The organism is Paracoccus alcaliphilus (assembly GCF_028553725.1).
GTDB lineage: Bacteria > Pseudomonadota > Alphaproteobacteria > Rhodobacterales > Rhodobacteraceae > Paracoccus > Paracoccus alcaliphilus.
The window spans coordinates 46,137-66,022 of sequence record NZ_CP067125.1 but is presented as its reverse complement, the minus strand read 5'-3'; the positions used below and the strand labels follow the sequence as shown (position 1 = coordinate 66,022).

General features: G+C 64.8%; 14 protein-coding genes. 3 read left to right on the top strand and 11 right to left on the bottom strand.

Annotated elements, in window-relative coordinates:
• The first annotated feature begins 8 nt into the window (after positions 1–8).
• Positions 9–1,604: a trimethylamine N-oxide permease gene (locus JHW40_RS18695; RefSeq protein ID WP_090610868.1), complete on the top strand. Its 1,596-nt coding sequence runs from the start codon at positions 9–11 to the stop codon at positions 1,602–1,604.
• 41 nt (positions 1,605–1,645) lie between these two features.
• On the opposite strand, the gene JHW40_RS18690 is transcribed toward JHW40_RS18695, so the two are convergent.
• The 10 genes from JHW40_RS18690 to JHW40_RS18645 all read right to left on the bottom strand — a co-directional run bounded on the left by JHW40_RS18690 (position 1,646) and on the right by JHW40_RS18645 (position 16,574).
• Complete coding sequence (locus JHW40_RS18690; RefSeq protein ID WP_090610867.1) at positions 1,646–4,252, bottom strand: nitrate reductase; 2,607 nt, start codon at positions 4,250–4,252, stop codon at positions 1,646–1,648.
• 76 nt (positions 4,253–4,328) lie between these two features.
• Positions 4,329–4,664, bottom strand: coding sequence for a nitrite reductase small subunit NirD (nirD, locus tag JHW40_RS18685; protein ID WP_090610866.1), 336 nt, complete (start codon positions 4,662–4,664; stop codon positions 4,329–4,331).
• Positions 4,661–7,096, bottom strand: coding sequence for a nitrite reductase large subunit NirB (gene nirB / locus JHW40_RS18680; RefSeq protein WP_090610865.1), 2,436 nt, complete (start codon positions 7,094–7,096; stop codon positions 4,661–4,663). Before nirB ends, nirD begins: the two co-directional genes overlap by 4 nt.
• Before the next feature lie 13 nt (positions 7,097–7,109).
• Complete coding sequence (locus JHW40_RS18675) at positions 7,110–8,318, bottom strand: MFS transporter (RefSeq protein WP_090610864.1); 1,209 nt, start codon at positions 8,316–8,318, stop codon at positions 7,110–7,112.
• 286 nt (positions 8,319–8,604) lie between these two features.
• Positions 8,605–9,771 carry an ABC transporter substrate-binding protein gene (locus tag JHW40_RS18670; protein ID WP_090610863.1) on the bottom strand — a complete coding sequence of 389 codons (1,167 nt, stop codon included), beginning with the start codon at positions 9,769–9,771 and terminating at the stop codon, positions 8,605–8,607.
• The gene (locus tag JHW40_RS18665) at positions 9,768–10,355 is read right to left on the bottom strand and encodes an ANTAR domain-containing response regulator (RefSeq protein WP_090610862.1); all 588 of its coding nucleotides are present in this window, start codon (positions 10,353–10,355) and stop codon (positions 9,768–9,770) included. The genes JHW40_RS18670 and JHW40_RS18665 overlap by 4 nt, the downstream gene beginning before the upstream one ends.
• A gap of 131 nt (positions 10,356–10,486) precedes the next feature.
• Positions 10,487–10,891 (bottom strand): group II truncated hemoglobin, encoded by a 405-nt coding sequence (locus JHW40_RS18660; protein ID WP_090610861.1) that lies wholly within the window; start codon positions 10,889–10,891, stop codon positions 10,487–10,489.
• A 78-nt stretch (positions 10,892–10,969) separates the two neighbouring features.
• Complete coding sequence (locus tag JHW40_RS18655; protein WP_090610860.1) at positions 10,970–12,334, bottom strand: ammonium transporter; 1,365 nt, start codon at positions 12,332–12,334, stop codon at positions 10,970–10,972.
• 469 nt (positions 12,335–12,803) lie between these two features.
• On the bottom strand, positions 12,804–15,176 hold the full coding sequence (locus JHW40_RS18650) for a trimethylamine N-oxide demethylase (protein ID WP_090610859.1): 2,373 nt from the start codon (positions 15,174–15,176) through the stop codon (positions 12,804–12,806).
• Positions 15,177–15,230: 54 nt separating this feature from the next.
• Complete coding sequence (locus tag JHW40_RS18645) at positions 15,231–16,574, bottom strand: NAD(P)-binding domain-containing protein (RefSeq protein WP_170851749.1); 1,344 nt, start codon at positions 16,572–16,574, stop codon at positions 15,231–15,233.
• 171 nt (positions 16,575–16,745) lie between these two features.
• On the opposite strand from JHW40_RS18645, the gene JHW40_RS18640 reads away from it, so the two are divergent.
• Complete coding sequence (locus tag JHW40_RS18640) at positions 16,746–18,062, top strand: ABC transporter substrate-binding protein (RefSeq protein WP_090610858.1); 1,317 nt, start codon at positions 16,746–16,748, stop codon at positions 18,060–18,062.
• On the opposite strand, the gene JHW40_RS18635 is transcribed toward JHW40_RS18640, so the two are convergent.
• A complete protein-coding gene (locus JHW40_RS18635) occupies positions 18,010–18,726 on the bottom strand; it encodes a FadR/GntR family transcriptional regulator (protein WP_090610917.1) in 717 nt (238 codons plus the stop codon). The genes JHW40_RS18640 and JHW40_RS18635 overlap by 53 nt on opposite strands.
• Positions 18,727–18,869: 143 nt before the next feature.
• Between JHW40_RS18635 and JHW40_RS18630 the strand changes: the two genes are divergently transcribed.
• Positions 18,870–19,883, top strand: coding sequence for an NAD(P)H-dependent flavin oxidoreductase (locus JHW40_RS18630; protein WP_090610857.1), 1,014 nt, complete (start codon positions 18,870–18,872; stop codon positions 19,881–19,883).
• The last annotated feature ends 3 nt before the right edge of the window (positions 19,884–19,886 follow it).

Here is a 19,886-nt window from a genome sequence, read left to right as displayed (position 1 = left end):
AGAACAAGATGACATCGACAACCGAAGCAGGCATACCGTCCGCCGAGGGCGGCGGCACGCTGCACCGGGCGATCGGCTGGAAGGATGCCTTCTGGATGGCATCCGGCGTCCCGGCGCTGGTGCTGTTTTCCATCGGCGGGATCGCGGCCACGGTCGGCAATCCCTCATGGGCGATCTGGATGCTGTCCGTGACCTTCGGCTTCTTGCAGGCCTTCGTCTATGCCGAGATCGCGGGCCTGTTTCCCAGCAAATCCGGCGGCGCGTCGGTCTATGGCGCGGCGGCATGGGTGCGTTACTCCAAGATCATCGCGCCGCTTTCGGTCTGGTGCAACTGGCTGGCATGGACGCCGGTTCTGGCCATCGGGGGCGGGCTGGCGGCGGGTTATATCCTGACGACGCTGTTCGGCGCGGGGGCGGCGATCAATGCGTGGGAAATCACGCTGGTAAACCTCGATTTCCTCAATCAGGGCCTGACGCTGCGGATCAACACCACCTCGATCGTCGGGACGGTGATCCTGCTGATCGTGTTCGCGTTGCAGCATCACGGTATTTCGCGCGCGGCCAAGATCCAGACCGTTGTCGGGCTGGCGGTTCTGATCCCGCTGCTGATCGTCGGGCTGGTGCCGCTGTTGTCGGGCAATGTGCTGGCCGAGAACCTGACGCCGATCATCCCCATCTCGGGCGCGTGGGATACCGAGGGCACGACGCTGTTTCTGGGCGGGCTGTTCATCGCGGCATGGTCGGCCTATGCCTTCGAGACGGCGATCTGTTATACCAGCGAATTCAAGGACCCCAAGCGCGATACGGTCCGCGCGATCATCGCCGCCGGTGTCGTTTGCGTGGTGATCTATACGCTGGTGCCGCTCAGCTTTCAGGGCGTGCTGGGGGTCGAGGGGATGTTGCAGCCGGGCATCGTCGATGGCTCGGCGGTGGCCGGGGCGATGGCGGGCATGGTCGGTGGTGGTGCCATCGTGGCACGGGTCATGGTCGTCATGCTGCTGCTGGCGCTGGTGCTGGCGATCATGACCTCGATGGCCGGATCGTCGCGCACGCTGTATCAGGGTTCGGTCGATGGCTGGCTGCCGAAATTCCTGTCCCATGCCAACAAGCACGGCGCGCCGACCAGCGCCATGTGGACCGATCTGGGTTTCAACCTGATCCTGCTGATGATGTCGGATTACCTGTTCGTGCTGGCGGTGTCGAACTGCTGCTATCTGGTGTTCAACTTCCTGAACTTGCATTCGGGCTGGCTGCACCGGATCGACAATGGCGGCGCGCATCGCCCGTGGAAGGCGCCTACGATCCTGCTGTGGATCGGCGGCGGTCTGGCCTTCGTGAACGCGGTCCTGCTGGGCGCAGGGGCGAATGTCTGGGGCGAGGGCACGCTGCGTTCCGCCGTCATCGCCATCGCGTTGATCCTGCCGGTCTTTGCCTATCGCCACTATGTCACCGACAAGGGTCGCTTCCCCGAGGCGATGCTGGATGATCTGGCCGTCGGCGGTTCCCGCGATCTGAGCGTGCGCAAGGCCGGAATACGGCCCTATCTGACGCTGGCGGCGGGTGTGGCTGTGGTCATCATCGCCAATCAGGTGTTCCAGCTGTAAGAACCGGTCAGGGCGGCGGGTTTGTGCCCGCCGCCCTGCAATCACGTCATGGCCGTGGCCAGCAGGGCCTTCAGCTCGGACCGGCAAGAGCCGCAATTCGTGCCCGCCCCCAATGTCGCGCCGATCTGTTCGACGCTGGTCAGCTTGCTGTCGGCGATGCTGCGCAGGATCCGGTTCGCGCCGATGCCAAGGCAGGCGCAGACCAGCGCGCCCTCATCGACCCTGCCCTCTCCCGGACGGCCGGCAAGAATGTCGGCGCCCTCGGTCGAGGCCAGCGCCGCCGCCACATGGCTGCGCGCCACCGCAACGGGTCCGGGTGCCACGAACAGCGCCGCCTGCAACCGCTGATCCTCGACGAAGGCCATGCGGATCAGGCCGCGGCTGTCGTCACGCATGACCAGCGGTTCCAGATCCAGCCCGAACATCGCCTGTGCCGCCGCGATCCAGTCACCGGGCTGCGCCTCTCCGGCAAGCTCGGCCTGATGGCCCGCAGGCAGGGCCGCCCGCGCCCAATAGCTGCAATCGGGCCGGATCGCGCGGGTCGAGACGGCAAAACCGTAAAACGCCGCCGCGAAGGGCCGGATCGCCACGACGCCCGATTTCAGCGCAGGCTGGCCCGAGACCGGATCGGTCAGCCCGGCCACCAGCGTATCGATACGGCCCGAGGGCGCAGTCTCGCTCGTCCAGTGCATCGGCGCGAAGGGATGGCCGGGGGCCACGCGGTCGGTGACCAGAACCCGCAGGATGGCGCGGCCATGCGGGCTGCTGACCTGTGCAAGGGACGCTGGTTGCAGCCCCAGTCGGGCGGCGTCCTTTGGGTGCAGCTCCAGATAAGGCTCGGCCAGATGGCGCGACAGACGGGGCGACAGGCCGGTGCGGGTCATCGTATGCCAGTGGTCGCGGACGCGCCCGGTGTTCAGCCGGAACGGATATTCGCGGCTGACGGGCGGTGGCGTCCGGGGTGTGACCGCGATCATCCGGGCCTTGCCCGAAGGTGTGTGGAACCGTCCGTCGCCAAAGAACCGCCCCCCGCGTTTTCGCGGCGATTGCGGCCACAAGAACGGCTCTAACCGGTCATATTCGCCGTCGCTGATCCCGGCGAGGTCCGAGATGTCGAAATCGCTGCCCAAAGCCCCCGCCACGCCCGACAGCGCGGCGTGTTCGGCAAAGACCTGTGCGGGGCTGTCCCATGCAAAGGCCTCGGCCCAGCCCATGCGCGCGGCGACATCCGCGATGATGCGCCAGTCGTCGCGGGCCTGCCCGGCCGGGGCCAGCACCCGGCGCTGGCGGCTGATGCGGCGTTCGGAATTGGTGACGGTGCCGTCCTTCTCGCCCCAGCCGGTCGCGGGCAGCAGGACATGGGCCAACCGTGTTGTATCGGTTTGCGCGATCATGTCCGAGACCACGACGAAATCGCAGCCCGCGATGGCGCGTGCCACGCGGTCGGCCTCGGGCATGGATACCGCCGGGTTGGTGCAGATGATCCACAGCGCCTTGATCCGGCGGTCCTCGACGGCGCGGAACATCTCGACCGCCTTGAGGCCGGGCCTGTCGGCCATGCGGGGCGAGGCCCAGAAGCCCTGCACCGCGTCGCGATGGGCCGGGTTCTCGATATCCAGATGGCAGGCCAGCATATTGGCCAGCCCGCCCACCTCGCGCCCGCCCATGGCGTTGGGCTGGCCGGTGACGCTGAACGGACCCATGCCGGGGCGACCGATGCGCCCGGTCGCCAGATGGCAGTTGATGATCGCGTTGACCTTGTCGGTGCCGCTGTCGGATTGATTGATACCCTGAGAATAAATCGTAACTGTTTTCGTCGTTTGCAGCCACATATTCAGAAACTGCTGCAAGTCTGAATGAGGCAAGCCGGTGGCGGCGGGGTTCACCTGCTGCGCCGCCTGCACCGCATCCTCGAATCCTTCGATATTATCAGTAGAACAATCTGTTTTTCTGATGATTTCAGACAGAAGCAGGTTGAACAACGCCGCATCCGATCCAGGGCTCAGCGCCAGATGCAGGTCGGCGATGTCGCAACTGGCCGTGCGGCGCGGGTCCACCACGACGACACGGGTGCCGCGCGCCTGACGCGCGGCGGCAAGGCGCTGATACAGCACCGGATGGCACCATGCGAGGTTCGAGCCGACCAGCACCACAAGATCGGCCTCTTCCAGATCCTCATACAGTCCCGGCACGGTATCGGTTCCGAAGGCCCGCCTGTGCCCGGCGACCGAAGACGCCATGCACAGCCGCGAATTGGTGTCGATATTCGCGCTGCCGATAAAGCCCTTCATCAGCTTGTTGGCGGCATAGTAATCCTCGGTCAGCAACTGCCCCGAGACATAGAAGCCCACCGAATCCGGCCCGTGTTCGGCGATGGTTTCGCTGAACCGCCGAGCCACCAGATCCAGCGCCTGATCCCAGCTGGCATTGCGCCCGTGGATGCGTGGCGTCAGCAGCCGACCCTTCAGCCCCACCGTTTCGCCCAGAGCCGAGCCCTTGACGCAGAGCCGTCCGAAATTGGCCGGGTGGTCGGGATCGCCCGCGATGGCCATTCCGCCCGCCCGGTCAGGGGTTGCCAGCACCCCGCAACCGGTGCCGCAATAAGGACAGGTGGTGCGGATAGCGGGGCGCGAAGCCTGCATGTTCATGGGCGGACACCTAGATCACGATTACTAAATTCAAACATAAAAACATTATGATAGGGTATGAACATGATGTAAATCCTCAGGCGGCGCGGCTGGTGCGGATCAGGGTTGCGTCGATCAGGATGCGACCGTTCCGGACGCGGGTCGCATAGGTGCGGACCATGCCTTCGTCGCTGCCCTGCGCCTGACCCGAGTTCATGTCGAACACCCAGTTATGCAGCGGACAGGTGACGCGATCGCCATGCACGATGCCCTCGGACAGTGGGCCGCCCTTGTGGGGGCAACGGTCCTCCAGCGCGAAGACCTGGTCGTCGGCGGTGCGGAACACGGCGACGCAGCCCTGAGCGGTCTTCACCACCCGCGCGCCCTGCGGGGGGATGTCCTCCAGCGATCCGATATCGACAAAAATGGTCATTCCGCAGCCTCCAGCGTCAGATCGGCAAGTGGTGCCCATTTGGGCGTCTCGGTGGGGGTGGACAGATCGGCCCAGGGGTCGCGACGATAGACCGACTGGCTGATCTCGAACCGCTCGACCAGCGCGGCGCGGGTGGGCAGGTCGTCGATCTGCGACCGGACCCAGTCCAGCCCGACCTTGGCCACCCATTTATAGGGCCGGTCCAGATAGCGGGCGTGTTCGCGGTAAAGCTGGACGAAGGCGGCGATGATCTGAACCGCCTCATCCTCGCCCGGCACGGTGGCCAGATGCTCGGTTTCCTTGACCTCCATCCCGGCGGCCCCCGCCACGCTGATCTGAAAACCGGAATCGACGCAGACCACGCCCACATCCTTGCAGGTCGCCTCGGCGCAGTTCCTTGGACAGCCCGAGATCCCCAGCTTGACCTTGTGCGGCGTCCACGACCCCCAGAGCAGCTTTTCCAGCCGGACGCCAAGCCCGGTCGAATCCTGTGTGCCAAAGCGGCAGAATTGCTGACCGACGCAGGTTTTCACCGTCCGCAGCCCCTTGGAATAGGCGTGGCCCGAGACCATCCCGGCGGCGTTCAGATCGGCCCACATATGCGGCAGGTCCTCTTTGCGCACCCCCAGCAGGTCGATGCGCTGGCCGCCCGTGACCTTGACCATCGGCACGTCGTATTTCTCGGCCGCGTCGGCGATGGCGCGCAGCTCGGCTGGCGTGGTGACGCCGCCCCACATGCGCGGCACCACGGAATAGGTGCCGTCCTTCTGGATATTGGCGTGGTTGCGCTCGCTCACGAAACGCGACTGGCGGTCGTCGGTATATTCCAGCGGCCATTCCGCCAGCAGATAGAAGTTCAGCGCCGGGCGGCAGGAATGGCAGCCGCCGACCGTTTCCCAGCCCAGCTCCTGCATGACGGCGGGAATGGATTTGAGCCCCATCGAGCGGATCAGCCGGCGCACGTCCTCGTGGCTGTGGGTGGTGCATTTGCACATGCCTGCCGGGGCGGCGGCGGTGAAGCCGTCGCCAAGGGTCAGCTTCATCACCTGCTCGACCAGCCCGGTGCAGGTCCCGCAGGATCCCGACGCCTTGGTGCAGGCGCGCACCGCGTCCAGCGTCGTCGCGCCGCCCAGAACGGCATCGGTGATGGTGCCCTTGCAAACGCCGTTGCAGCCGCAGATTTCCGCCTCAGGCGGCAATGCTGCAACGGCCGCCATAGGGTCCGGTGCGGCACCCCCCTGAAAGGCCGGGCCGAAGATCAGCGTTTCCCGCATCTCGCCGATATCGGTGGCGTCCTTCATCAGCCCATAGAACCAGTTGCCATCGGCGGTATCGCCATACATGACGACGCCGATGATGCGGTTGTTTTCAAGCACCAGCCGTTTGTAGATGCCGCGCCCCGGATCGCGGAACACGATATCCTCGCGCCCCTCGCCTTCGGCGAAATCACCGGCGCTGAACAGGTCGCAGCCGGTGACCTTCAGCTTGGTCGCGGTCTGGACGGGCGCAAAGGTGGTCGCCTGATCCAGCAGGGTTTTGGCCAGCACCTTGGCCTGATCGTAAAGCGGCGCGACAAGACCGAACAATTGCCCGCGATGTTCGACGCATTCGCCAAGCGCGAAGATATGCGGGTCGCTGGTGCGCATGGCGTCATCGACGACCACGCCGCGTTCGACCTCCAGATGTGCGTCCACGGCGATGCGGGTCTCGGGGCGGATGCCCACCGCCATGCAGACCAGATCGGCGGGATAGACGGTGCCGTCCTCCAGCAGCACGGCCTCGGCCCGGTCATGGCCAAGGATGGCCTTGGTCGCGCCCTTGCAATGGACCTTGATGCCGCGTTTCTCCAGATCGCGTTGCAGCAGGTAGCCGGCGGCGGGGTCAAGCTGACGCTCCATCAGGTGGCCCATCAGGTGGATCACGGTCACGCTGGCCCCGCGCGCGGCCATGCCTGCCGCGGCCTCCAGCCCCAGCAACCCGCCGCCGATCACCACCGCATCCTTGCCCGCCACGCCTGCCTCGATCATCGCGTGGGTGTCTTCCAGATCGCGATAGGCGACGACGCCCGGCAGCTCCTTGCCCACCACCGGAATGATGAAGGGGGCCGAGCCGGTGGCGATCACCAGCGCGTCATATTCGGCGCTGGAATGGTTGGAATGAACCACCCGCGCGTCCCGGTCGATGCGCACCACCGGCTGGCCGAAGCGGCAATCGACGCCATGCGCCTCGTACCAGTCGGGGCGGTGGGTGATGATTTCCTCATAGGTCTTTTCGCCCGACAGCACCGGCGACAGCATCAGGCGGTTATAGTTCCCGCGCGGCTCGGCGTTGAACAGGGTCACGTCGAAGGCGTCGGGTGCGGCGTCGAACAACTGTTCCAGCATCCGTCCCGAGGCCATGCCGGCACCGATGACAACCAGTTTCCTTTTCATCTGCGGGCTCCTTTCAGGCGGCTTGCAGGTTGGGTTGGTCAAGGCGGCGGATCGACAGGTGCATCCACAGTGCGCAGCCCGCGACCAGCAGGAACAGCACGGCAAAGCAGCTGGACCACAGCCCGGTTTCGTCCTTCAGCCAGCCGAACAGCAGCGGCAGCACGAAGCCTCCCAGACCGCCGATCATGCCGACCAGCCCGCCCACCGCGCCGACATTCTGCGGGTAATAGGTCGGGATGTGTTTATAGACGGCGGCCTTGCCCAGGCTCATGAAGAAGCCGAGGGTGAAGATCACCGCCAGAAAGACCGCGACCGGCACGCCCGAGGGGATCGACAGGATCGCCGTGGCAATCAGCGAGACGGCAAAGGTCGCATACATCACCTTGCGCGCGCCGATCCGGTCCGACAGCACGCCGCCATAGGCGCGGAAGATCGAGGCCGGGATGGAATAGGCCGCGCCGATCATGCCCGCCACCTTCACGTCAAAGCCATAGACGCCGATCAGGTAATGCGGCAGCCACAGCGCCAGCGCGACGAAGGCCCCGAAGCTGAAGAAGTAATAGGCCGAAAAACGCCAGACCTGCGCGTTTTTCAGCGGCGCGAACTCGGCCCGCAGGCTGCGCTGGGGCGCTTTGGCGCCGCGCCGGGTGGCGGTCACCGGATCGTCCTTGGACAGCACCCAGAACAGCACGGCGGTCAGCGCCAGCGCCCCGGCCCAGATCTGCGCGGTGGCCTGCCAGCCCCAGGCCAGCATGACGAAGGGGGCGGCGAATTTGGTCAGCGCCGCACCGACATTGCCGACGCCAAAGATGCCAAGCGCGGTGCCCTGCCGATCCGCCGCGTAAAAGCGCGAGACATAGGCCACGCCCACGGCAAAGGACCCGCCCGCCAGACCCACGCCAAGCGCGGCCAGCAGCATCTGCGGATAGGTCGAGGCATGGCTGAGCAGAAAGGTCGCAAGGGCGGCGGCCAGCATGGTCAGCGTATAGACCAGTCGCCCCCCCAGCCGGTCGGTCATCACCCCAAGGACGATGCGAACCAGCGAGCCGGTCAGGATCGGCAGGCCGACCAGCAGGCCGAACTGGGTCTCGGTCAGGTTCAGTTGCTGGCCGATCTGGATGCCGATGATGGAAAAGATCGTCCAGACGGCGAAACAGATGGTGAAGGCGCTGGTCGAAAGGCCAAGCGCGCGGCTGGATTGTGGATGGCTGATGGCGGACATGGATGCTCCGATGGCGAAACTGGCGGTTGCTGTCGGAAAGCGCGGGACATGCGGAGGCGACCCGAAAGGATGCGGAAAAACCGTCGACCGACGCTTTCAGAGGGGATGCCGCATCGTTGCGAGCGGGCCGGTGGCGCGCCATTGCGCCGGGCCATGACCCAACATCGGCAGATCGCGGCGGATGGGCAAGTCATCGGCCTGCGATTGCGGCTAAATCGCGGCGGCAGGGTGCGGATGCACGGAAAATGGATGCGCTTTGCTGAAAGATTGCGCAGTCCTGAAACGGTCAGGCGGCCGGAGGATCGAAGGTGAAGCCGTCAAAGAACCGATCCGCCCGCAGAATCATCGCGCCGCGTTCGGCGGCGACCATGCGATTCTCGGCCAGCGCGCCTTCCAGCCGCAGCGATGCGCCCGGCAGCGGTGTTCCCGCCGGGCGAAGGTGCTGGCGGTAAAGGTCGGTGCGGAAATGCGCCATGGCGCGGGTCATCGCCCAGCCCGTCTCCAGCCCGTGCCGGGCGGCGATCCGGCTGGCGATCAGCGCGGCGATGCTTTTCCACGGAAAGCTTGCTCCGCCCGCCGTGAAGGTGATGAAGCCGGGGCAGTCACGCAATTCGCCGCTGGCCGAGATCATCATCCGCCCGGTCAGCCCGCGCTCGGCCAGTTCGGGCGGCAGGTTCAGGTAATCCCGGCGCGACAGGATCTCGCTGGCGGTGCCGCGATGGTCGGGCTCGTCCAGCCAGCGCCCGGCCCGCCACAGCGCCCGCATCAACGCCCCGGCCTGTTCGGGCTGCTGCTGGGTGATATCGCGCCGCAGCACCAGCCCCTTTTCCGGCGGCGCGGCCCAGATCGACGTGCCGGGCAGCAACAGCGCCGCGATGCCGCGATCGACGGCAAAGCTGGCCCAGGGCTCGCCCACGCAAAAGGCGTCCACCTCGCCCGCCGCCATCGCATCGGCCATCATCGGTGGCGGCACGGTGATCAGCTCCAACCCGGTGGCCGGGAAGCCGCAGGCGGTCAGCCAGTGGCGCGTCAATTCGGTCTGGGTCGAGAAATGGAACGGCACGCCGACCCGCAGCCCGTCCGGCACCGCATGGCGCAGCGCCAGACCGGCGGCGCGGGCATCGGCGAAGGCGAAATCGTGACCGGCGGCGCGCAACCGCGCCTCGATCACGCGATTCACCGCGAAGGCCTGCCCGCCATGCGACAGGAACATCACCAGATCCATCGCCGGAAGCGGCGGCCCCAGCCCCAGAGACTGCGCGATGGGCATCGGCACCAGCATATGCGCCGCGTCGATCAGCCCCGCGCCCAGCATGTCGCGGCTTTGCGCCCATGCGCCCAGCCGGATCAGCTCAAGCTCCAGCCCCTCTTCGGCGGCAAAGCCCAGTTCCCGGGCGATGACCAGCGGCACCGCGTCGATCAACGGGACATAGCCAAGGCGCAGCCGGGTCATTTGTTCAACAATCCCGCCGCCATGACCAGATGCTGCGCGATCTCTCCCACGCGCTTGCCCTGATCCATCGCGGTCTTGCGCAGCAGCACATAGGCCGCCTCTTCGTCGATGCCCCGCGCCCGCATCAGAACGGCCTTGGCGCGGTCGATGATCTTGCGTTCCTCCAGCGCGGCGCGGGTGGCGGCCAGTTCAGCCCGCATCTGCCGGAAGATGTGAAAGCGGGCGATGGCGGCATCGAGGACCGGCTTGATCCGCTCGGCGCGCAGCCCGTCCACGACATAGGCCGAAATCCCCGCCTCGATGGCCGAACGGGTCATCTGCTCGTCCGAGCGGTCCACGAACATCGCCACCGGCCGCTCGTCCGGTCCCGAGGCCAGCGCCAGTTCCTCCAGCACGTCGCGAGAAGGGTTGGCAATGTCGATCAGCACCAGATCGGGGCGCAGATCCATGACCTGCCGCGCCAGCCCGCTGGGTTCCGAGATGATGCGGATGTCGTGGTCACCACTGGCCTGCAACCCGTCCACGATGGGGTGCGCCCGTTCCGGGTCGGGCTCGACAATGACGATGAGAAGCTTCTTGTGCATGATCCGCCCGTGACTGCATCCGCGTTGTCACAGGGCGATGGCACAGGCAACGGCAGGGGCGGGGCGCTGCCCGCAATATGCCGCCAATGCCTGTTTTTCGGGCAGTCCGGCGCGCGATTGCCGCCCCGGCGTCAGTCCCTGTTCCGGGTGGTTTCCGCTGCCGTGGTGAAATGGCGCATCAGCGTGCGGGCCAGATCCTTGTCGATGCCAACATTGCGGATCGCCTTGTCCATGCATTTCAGCCACAGATCGCGCATATCCGGGCCGATCGGCACATGCTCGTGAATTTCCTTCAGCCGGGAATGGCGGTGTTTCATTACATAATATTGCGGGCCGCCGAAGAAACCGCAAAGATAGTCGAACTGCTCGGCCCGCGAATGGGCGACCCCTGCCCCTTGCAGATGCAGAAGATGCAGCGCCCTGGCATCCTCGTCCTGTTCGATGATGTCATAGAATTCCTTGACCAGAATGCGGATGCCCTCATCGCCGCCAAGTTTTTCATGGAGCGATTGCTTTTTCTGCTCTGCGAAATACATGATGGCCACCTCCCCTTGAAGGCTATCACAGCATAAATATTCCCTCAAGGAATTATATATTCCTTGAGGGAATATCGCTCAGAACTGTTGGGGCTGCGGCGACCCATTGGGTTTCATGCCCCAATAGATCTCATCCAGCCCGGTTGCCTGGTCGTCCTCGTCCACATGCAGGCCGACGGTGTGTTTCAGCACGAAGCTGAGGATGAATGCAGTCACCATGCCGGTGCCGATGCAGACAGCCACGCCGACCAGCTGCATGAGAACGCCGATCTGGCCGTGCTGGAAGGCATAGGGGCCTTCGGTAATGCCGAAATAGCCGCCATGCGGCGTGCCGGCCTTAATCAGCCCGACCATGATCATCCCATAGACCCCCGCGCCCAGAAACAGCGGGAACAGTTTGTGTTCGTCGATGCCGCGCTTCAGCGTGGCCTCATAGATCACCCACGAGACGACCGGCGCGAACAGGGCGACAAGGAAGGTTTGCCACGGCGCATAAACGTCGAAACCCGGCGCCCCGGCAACATATCCGGCCAGTGGTCCCAGCAGCAGATAGGCGTAAGAGCGTTTGCGATAGCCGATGATCGCGCCGGTGATGGCACCACCCGCCCATGCCAGCCCGTAATTGTTGAACACGATGCCGACGCTGGTATCGGCCATGGTGACGCTGACAGCCAGCGCCTCGGGGTCGAAGAAGAACAGGCAGGACAGGATAACCATCGGCAGTCCGGCAAAGATGGTCATCAGTCCGGTTGCCGCCAGCCCGATGCTGGGGGCGTCATAAGAGGCCACCCTGGGATGGGGCCCGAACATCCCCGGACGCTGACCCAGCATCGGCACAAGGACAAGCGCCATGCCCGCCGGAAACAGATAGACGAAGCCCACCCCGAAGAAATCGTGGAAACCGGCATTGGTCAGCGGCCCGACCGAACCCCAGACAGCCAGACTCAGCGCCGAGGACACAACGGCCGCCACAGCCGAGGTGATGTAATAGGCCAGCGGCTTCATCCGCTCGGACACGGCGAAATGCAGCAGCACGTTGATGATCCCGGCAAAGCAGGCCAGAAAGAACACGAAGATCTGGAAGGTGTTCAGGCCGGGAAAGACTGCCGGATCGACATTCTGCGCATGCCCGTTGGCCAGTGCGCCGCCCAGCCACCAATCCGCCAGCGAATCGGCCAGTGTGCCGCCTTCCATGATGTAATACTGGCCCGCCCAGAAGCCGAAACCGATCAGGAAATAAACCGAGAAACCGACAAAAAAACCGACAGTCTTCTCGATGGTCGAATTGAAAAGACTGTTGCTGCGGGTGGTGCCTGCGTCGATCATCAGCAGCCCCACCACCACAAGAATCGCGCCGACCGTGCCCGACCCATAGATGAGGTTCTGCACCAGCGAATTCAGCGTTACCTGTTCTGCATGTAATGTAGCGGCAACGGTTTCCATTCTTCTCTCCTTGTTGGTGTTGTTTTCCCGATCCCGCAGCGTCTTGTTATTCGCGACGACGCACGCACAAGCCGTCCGCGATTCCCGATCAGGGAATGTCGCGCCAGTCGAATCGGAGTTTTTGTTATCTGTATCGCGGCGATTCCGGCTGGTCCGTGGGGCATCGCCATATCCCCCGACGGCGGACCTGCCGTTCCTTCGCGATCCCGGGGCGGATTATCGTCGCAACCGGGACCGGTGGCGGTTGTGCTCTATCGGAGTCAGCCCGGTGGGGATCGTCAGCCAATGCCGCCAGCCAAGGGAAAAGCGGATGGGCGGGATCGTCAGCGGGCAAAAGGCAGCTTCTGCCCCTTGCCTTGGTTTGATTATTGCGGTCGCGGTTGCAAGATCAGTTTCCACATTTCAGCTCCCTCTTGGCTGTGGAACGGGTTGCCCTTTTCTTGCCTTTCTTTCGCTGCCGCCCCCTGTCTTACGACCGGGGACGTTCCTTTTTCGGGTCGTAATGGGGGAAGGGGACGATTTTTGCGGCGATGCGTTTGATGCGACCGTCCAGCCGTCCGACCTCGACTTCGGTGCCCGGTTCGGAATGGGCCAGATCCACCCGGGCCAGCGCGATCATCTGCCCGCTGCGCGGCGAGCGCATGGCCGAGCAGATCTCGCCCACCTGAGCGCGGCCGATTCGCAGGCAGTCGCCATGCGCGACGGGATCGCGGCCCTCGATCTCCAGCCCGACGAATTTGCGGCTGGGATGCTCCTTGCGCCGCAGCAGCGCCTCTCGCCCGACGAAATCGGTATTCTTGGATTTCAGTGGCACGGTAAAGCCGATCCCGGCCTCGAACGGGTCGGTCTGGTCGCTGAAGTCATAGCCGGCGAATATCAGCCCGGCCTCGATCCGCACCAGATCCAGCCCGGCCAGTCCCATCGGTTTGATCCCCAGCGGCTGGCCCGCCTGCCAGATCGCCTGAAACACCTCGTTGCCGTGTCTGGGGTGGCAAAAGACCTCGTATCCCAGCTCGCCGGTATAACCGGTGCGCGACACGACGACCGGGATCCCCATCTCTCCGCCGATGCGACCCACGGCAAAGCGGAACCAGCCCAGTTCGGAAATAGCCGGCTGATGGGGGTGGGTCCAGATGATCCCGGACATCAATTCGCGCGATTTCGGCCCCTGAACCGCAAGGTTGTGCATCTGGTCGGTGGAAGAGCGGATCATCACGTTCAGGCCCAGCCGCTCGGCCTCTTCGCGCATCCAGACGCCGCCTTCGTCGCTGCCGCCGATCCAGCGGAAGTTCTGGTCGCCCAGCCGGAACAGTGTGCCGTCGTCGATCATGCCGCCGTGCGGGTGGCACATAGCGGTATAGACCACCTGTCCATGGCCCAGCTTGGCGACGTCGCGGGTCAGCACCCAGTTCATCAGCGCCTCGGCATCGGGGCCGGTCACCTCGAACTTGCGCAGCGCCGACAGGTCCATGACCACGACGCCCTCGCGGCAGGCCCAATAGCTTTCGACCGGATCGCAGGTCGGAAAGGAATTGGGCAGCCAGAAGCCGCGATATTCGACGAAATCCCGCGTCATGGCGGCGAAGTTCTGATGGAAGGCGGTCTCGCGCGTCATGATCGGCTCCGCGTCAGGAGTGGGGCGCCAGGCGACCGCGCGGGAGAACCGCTGCGACGCGCTGTAGCTGCGAATGTGGATATCGGTCAGGTGCCAGCCATTGGCGGCCGAGGTGTCGTCGGGACAGGCCGAGGAAACGCAGACCAGATCGGTCAGCGCCCGCAGCAGCACATAGTCGCCGGGGCGCGACCACGGCTCGTCCGTATACAGCACGCCATGCGCGTCGATGCCGGTATTGAAGAAGAAATTGGCCGCCATCCAGCCCGCGCGCGGCGTGACCCCGTAAGGGTCCAGCGCGGCGTTGAAATTGTCCGAACAGCTCACATGGCCCGGATAGCCCATGTCGTCATAGTATTTCGCCGAACAGGCCAGCGCGAAACTGTCATGGCGTCCGCATGTGTCCTGCACCACCTCGACCAGCGGCGTCATGCCCTGATCCATATATTTCCCATGCAGGCCGGGCATCGGATAGGCATGGTGCTGCACTGTCCGGGTCGTGGTCATGTCCAGCGGCTCGATGATGCCGCGTTCCAGCTTGCGCGCGTCGAAGCACTGGAAATCGGTGCATTGGCGCCCGTCCACATCGATGATCTGGATGAAGTCGCCCGCCTTGACGGTATAGGCCTCGGCGGTGGCGGTTCTGACCCGCAGATCCAGCAGCGGATCGGCCAGCGGCACCGGCAGGGCGAAACGGCCCTTGTGGCGCGGCGTGGCGCGGGTGATGCGGACGGTCAGCGGCGTGGCGGTGTCCTGCGCGTCGAAATCCATCGCCCCGCCCGGCGCGGCAATGATTGCCCAGCCCGGAGACTGGACCGTGAACGACACCGTCTCGCCCGCGCGCGATCCGGGGCCGAACAGTCCGATGGCCCTCGCGCCGTCCAGCGAGATGCCGCGTTCTTCCAGACGGCGGCGCAGCGGTTTCAGCCCCGGATGGCCCGAGACCAGCAGCGCCCGCAACCCTTCGGCCGGGCGATCCGCGCGGGCATCCACCAGCCCGGCATCCAGTCGCCCGTCGGGATGGGCGGTCAGGAACTCGCAGCTTTGCCCGCCCTCGTCATTGGTGATCCCGATCCGGTCGCCCGTGGCGATCTGCACGGCGATCGCCCCTGCGCCCGGCACGACATATCGTTCCACGCCACCGGCCAGCGTAAAAGCCTCCGCACGGCGCGCCACAGACGCAGATGGCGGGCCCGGCCGGAACAGGCCATCGGGCTGAAGGTGCAGCATGTTTGCCTCCCATGAAAGGACCGGGGGGGATGCCCTGCCCCGGATCACCGATATTCAGTTGACCAGATAGGCTTCCATCGAATCGTCCAGCGCATCTTTCCACGGCGTGTGATGTTTCGGCGCCATGGTGCCGGTGATGACCGATTTGTAAGAGTGGTTGCGGAAGGCCATGATGTCCTCGGCCTTGTGCTTCTTCCATTCCAGAAACGCCCCGCAGGCCCCGTCCACGTCAAAGCTGGGATAGTCGGTTTCCGCGATCAGTTCCTTGACGTAATCGGCCTGATAGCGGATCGCATATTTCACGTCGTCGGACGCCTCTTCGCGGTCTTCGCGCTCGCGGACATCGGCCATCATCGCCTGTTTGTCGCAGGGCAACTCGATCCGGCCCAGAATGACGTCGCGCACATACCATGCCTGCGCGTCGAACATGTTGAAGGTGAACCACTGATCCTGCATACCCAGATAGAACAGGCGCGGATTATGCACCCAGACCACCCCCTTATAGAGATCCGCCGTCGCCAGCCGGTTCGCGGTCTTCAGCCGCAGGTCGTCGGGCAGGAAGGGGAAATAATGCTTGTATCCGGTGCACAGGATGATCGCGTCGATCTCTTTGCGGGTGCCGTCGGCCAGCACTGCGGTCCGGTCCTCGATACGGACCAGCGCGGGCCGCTCATCCCAGTTGTCGGGCCATTCGAAACCCATCGGCGCCGAGCGATAGCATGAGGTGATCGTTTTCGCGCCGTATTTCCAGCATTGAGAGCCGATGTCCTCGGCCGAATAGGACGATCCCAGGATCAGCACGTCCTTGCCTTCGAATTCGCGGGCGTCGCGGAAGTCATGGGCGTGCAGGATGCGGCCGTTGAAGGTGGAAAAACCCTCGTATTCCGGCACGTTCGGCGTCGAGAAATGACCCGAGGCCACGATCACATGATCGAATTCTTCCTTGTACATCCGGTCGTCGTCCAGATCATGCGCGGTGACGGTGAAGCGGGTGGTGGCCTCGTCATATTCGACATGACGGATGACGGTGCAAAAACGGATCCAGTCGCGCACCCCCGCCTTCAGCACCCGCCCCTCGATATAGTCGAACATCACGGCGCGCGGCGGATAAGAGGCGATCTGCTTGCCGAAATGCTCCTCGAAGGAATAATCGGCGAATTCCAGCCCCTCTTTCGGGCCGTTGGTCCACAGATAGCGATACATCGAACAATGCACCGGCTCGCCATTTTCATCCAGCCCGGTGCGCCAGGTGTAGTTCCACAGACCGCCCCAGTTCGATTGCTTTTCAAAGCAGACGATTTCGGGAATATCCGCGCCATTCCTTGCCGCCGACTGAAAAGCCCGCAGTTGAGCCAACCCCGAAGGGCCCGCACCGATGATGGCGATACGTTTCGTCATGATCCTAGCTCCCTGTCTTGCGGTATGGACCAATTTTTCCAACTGGTTCCCCCGGCATGAACCAAGTAGGAACCGGATGCGCCTCTCGGTCAAGAATTTTTCTTCACCGGAATACGATTCCCGCTCATTATTAAGCATTGGATGCGCGAAAAACCGGGTATAGGTGGTTTTATGCGCATTCCATCGCTTGCTCAGCGCCTGTTGGTGGCGGGCTCGATCCCAAGACTGAACGCAGAGAATCGGTCGCCGTTGCGGATCGGTTTTCTGGCGCCCCTGTCGGGGCCGGAACAGCGATGGGGCCTTCCGGGGCTGGAGGGCTGTCGCATCTGGGTGGATTGGGTCAACGAACATGGCGGGCTGATGGTCGCGGGCAAGCGCCATCTGGTCGAGATCGTCGCCCATGACAGCGCTGTCGATCCCGCCGCGACGCTGGAGGCCGCGCGCGACATGGTCGAACGCCACCGGACGCGGCTGATCCTGACGCTTGGCGGCGACAGTTTCGCGCCCGCCCTGCCCTGGCTGATGTCGCGCGGGGTGCTGGTGGCGACGCTGCTGACCTCGGACCTGTCGCCCGACACGCGGTCGCTGATCGCCCCGGCAGAGCTGCATCCGCTGTGCAACGTGACTGGGGTCGAATGGCTGGCGCGAACCCGACCCGACATGCGGCGGGTGGCGCTGTGCAGCCAGACCGACCGGCTGGGGCTGCCCTCGCTGGCGGTCTATCGCGCCGCGTTTCAGGCGGCGGGACGGCAGGTGGTCAGGGAAATCCGCTATGCCCCGACCGAGACCGACGCCCGCCCCATCGTCGCCGCGATGCTGGCTGACGGGCCGGATCTGCTGTGCTGGTGTTCCTCATCCGCGCCGATGGTGGGCGCATTGACCGAGGCCGCCCATGACCTTGGCTGGCGCGGCCCGATCCTGACCTGCACCGGCGACGACTATCCGCAGCTGATCGCCCGCACCTCGGCGGATTTCATGTCGCGCTTTACCTTCCAGTTTCCCGATTTCGACGATCCGCTGCTGGCCGACAAGGCGTTCTTCTTTCGCCGTCCCAAGGCGTTCTTCGACACATACAACACCCGCTTTCCGGGGGAATGGAGCGCGGTCAGCTGGGAATATGCCTCGATTCTGGACCTGTGGCACAATGCCGTTGAAAGCGCGGATACGACCGTGCCGGTCACGGTTCTGGCGGCGATGAAGCGTCACCAGCAGATGCCCCATGTCTTTGGTGACGCGCGCTGGTCGGGGGCCGAGCTGTTCGGGATCGACAATGCGCTGGTCGGCGACTGGCCGGTGGTCGGCATCCGCGACGGTCGGGCGCGGATCATCGAATTCGGCTCGATCCTTGACTGGCTGGCGCGTCACGGCCCGCTGCTGCGCCAGCATTTCGAGGATCTGGGGCAGATGTGGCACCAGCGCATCGGGGCGCCCGACCTCAGTCCTCTTGCAGCAGCAGCTTCTGATCCTCGATCAGGGCCAGCTTCATGAACTCGGTCGCATCTTCGATCACGCGGGCGGTGATGGCATTGAACAGCGCGTTATAGCTGCGCTGATAGGCGGCGATGCGGCTGGGCGTCAGGTGACGGCGATACATGGCGGCGCGGAAGGACTGGCGCCGCGCGTCGATCACCAGATTATAGCAGGCGATCAGCAGCGGATTGTCGGTGCCGGCCGCGATCTGGCGGTGGAATTCCTCTTCCAGCCGCACGAAGGCATTGGCATCCGTCTGCACCGCCTCCATCTGCGACAGGGTCTCTCCCAAAGCCTCGATCTTGCGGGGCGACATGTTGATGATCGCCAGCCGCACCATTTCGGGTTCCAGAATGCTGCGCACCACCTGCAGATGCAGCGGCCCGGTTTCCGCGGCGACCGGGCTGAGCGATTCGCTGGCGCCCTCGGGGTTGTAGGTGACGAATGACCCCGACCCGGCGCGACGCCGGATCATGCCGCGCGCCTCCAGCTGGTCCAGCGCCTCGCGCACCGTGTTGCGGGCCACGCCCAGATCCTGCGCCAGTTGCCGTTCCGACGGCAGGCGCTCGTCGGTGCCGTATTCCTGCGACACGATCCGCATCGCCAGAGTGTCGATGACATATTGCACCGTTGCCCCGACAACAGGCTCGATCAGATTGCCGGTCGGGCGGCGCGTCGTCATGGTCACACGTTCGGCTCCTTATGCGGGGTCGTGGCAGGATAGCGCGCCGGTCGGGTGCAAATCCAGCCTGCATCATTACGCAGCCCCCGGCATATTGTCGCGTGGCGGTTTCCTTTCGTCGGGCTTGGGCATAGGCTGGCGGCATGATGACGCCCGCCACCATTGATCCGCTTCATACGCCCCTTTGCGATCTGCTGGGCTGCGAGGTGCCGGTTCTGCTGGCCGGAATGGGCGGCGTGGCGCGGTGGGAACTGGCGGCGGCGGTGGCCGAAGCCGGGGGATATGCGACCCTTGGCATGGTGCGCGAGGACCCGGCGCTGATCGAGTCCGAGGTCACCGCCCTGCGCGCCGCGACCGACCGGCCCTTTGCGGTGAACCTGATCCCTTCCGCGACCGATCCGGCCCTGCTGGAGGCGCAGATCCGGTGCTGTCTCGATCTGGGGATCGGCGCGTTTTCGTTCTTCTGGGATGTCATGCCCGAGGTGATTGCGCGGGTGAAACAGGCCGGTTGTCTGGTGCTGCATCAGGTCGGCACCCGGCAGGCCGCCGCCGAGGCCGAACAGGCCGGGGTCGATGTTCTGATCGTGCAGGGGGTCGAGGCCGGGGGCCATGTTCATGGCCGCGAAGCCGGGCTTGATCTGGCGGTCGGGGTCCATGCGGTCAGCCGCCTGCCGGTGGTGATCGCGGGCGGCATCTCGACCGGCGATGATCTGGCGGCCGCGCTGCGGGCCGGGCTGGACGGGGTGCAATGCGGCACCGCCTTTCTGGCCACCGGGGAATCCTTTGCCCATGACTATCACAAGACCCGCGTGACCGCCGCGACGGGTGATGACACCGTGCTGACCGATGTGTTCGTGCTGAACTGGCCCAAGGGCGCGGCGGTGCGGGTGATCGGCAATAGCGTGACCGACGCGCTGGACGGGCGGCTGTTCGGGCATGACCCGGCCACCCTGCCCCGCGACGCCATCGCCTGGGACGGTGATGCGCCCCGCCTGCGCTTCAGCACCGATTCACCGCTGCGCACCACCACCGGCGATATGGAGGCGATGGCGCTGTTCGCCGGTCAGGGAGCGGGCCGGATCAATGACATCCCGCCCGCAGGGGTGCGGCTGCGCGATATGGCCGAGGCGGCGCGCCGGATCCTTGCGCAGGGCTGACGC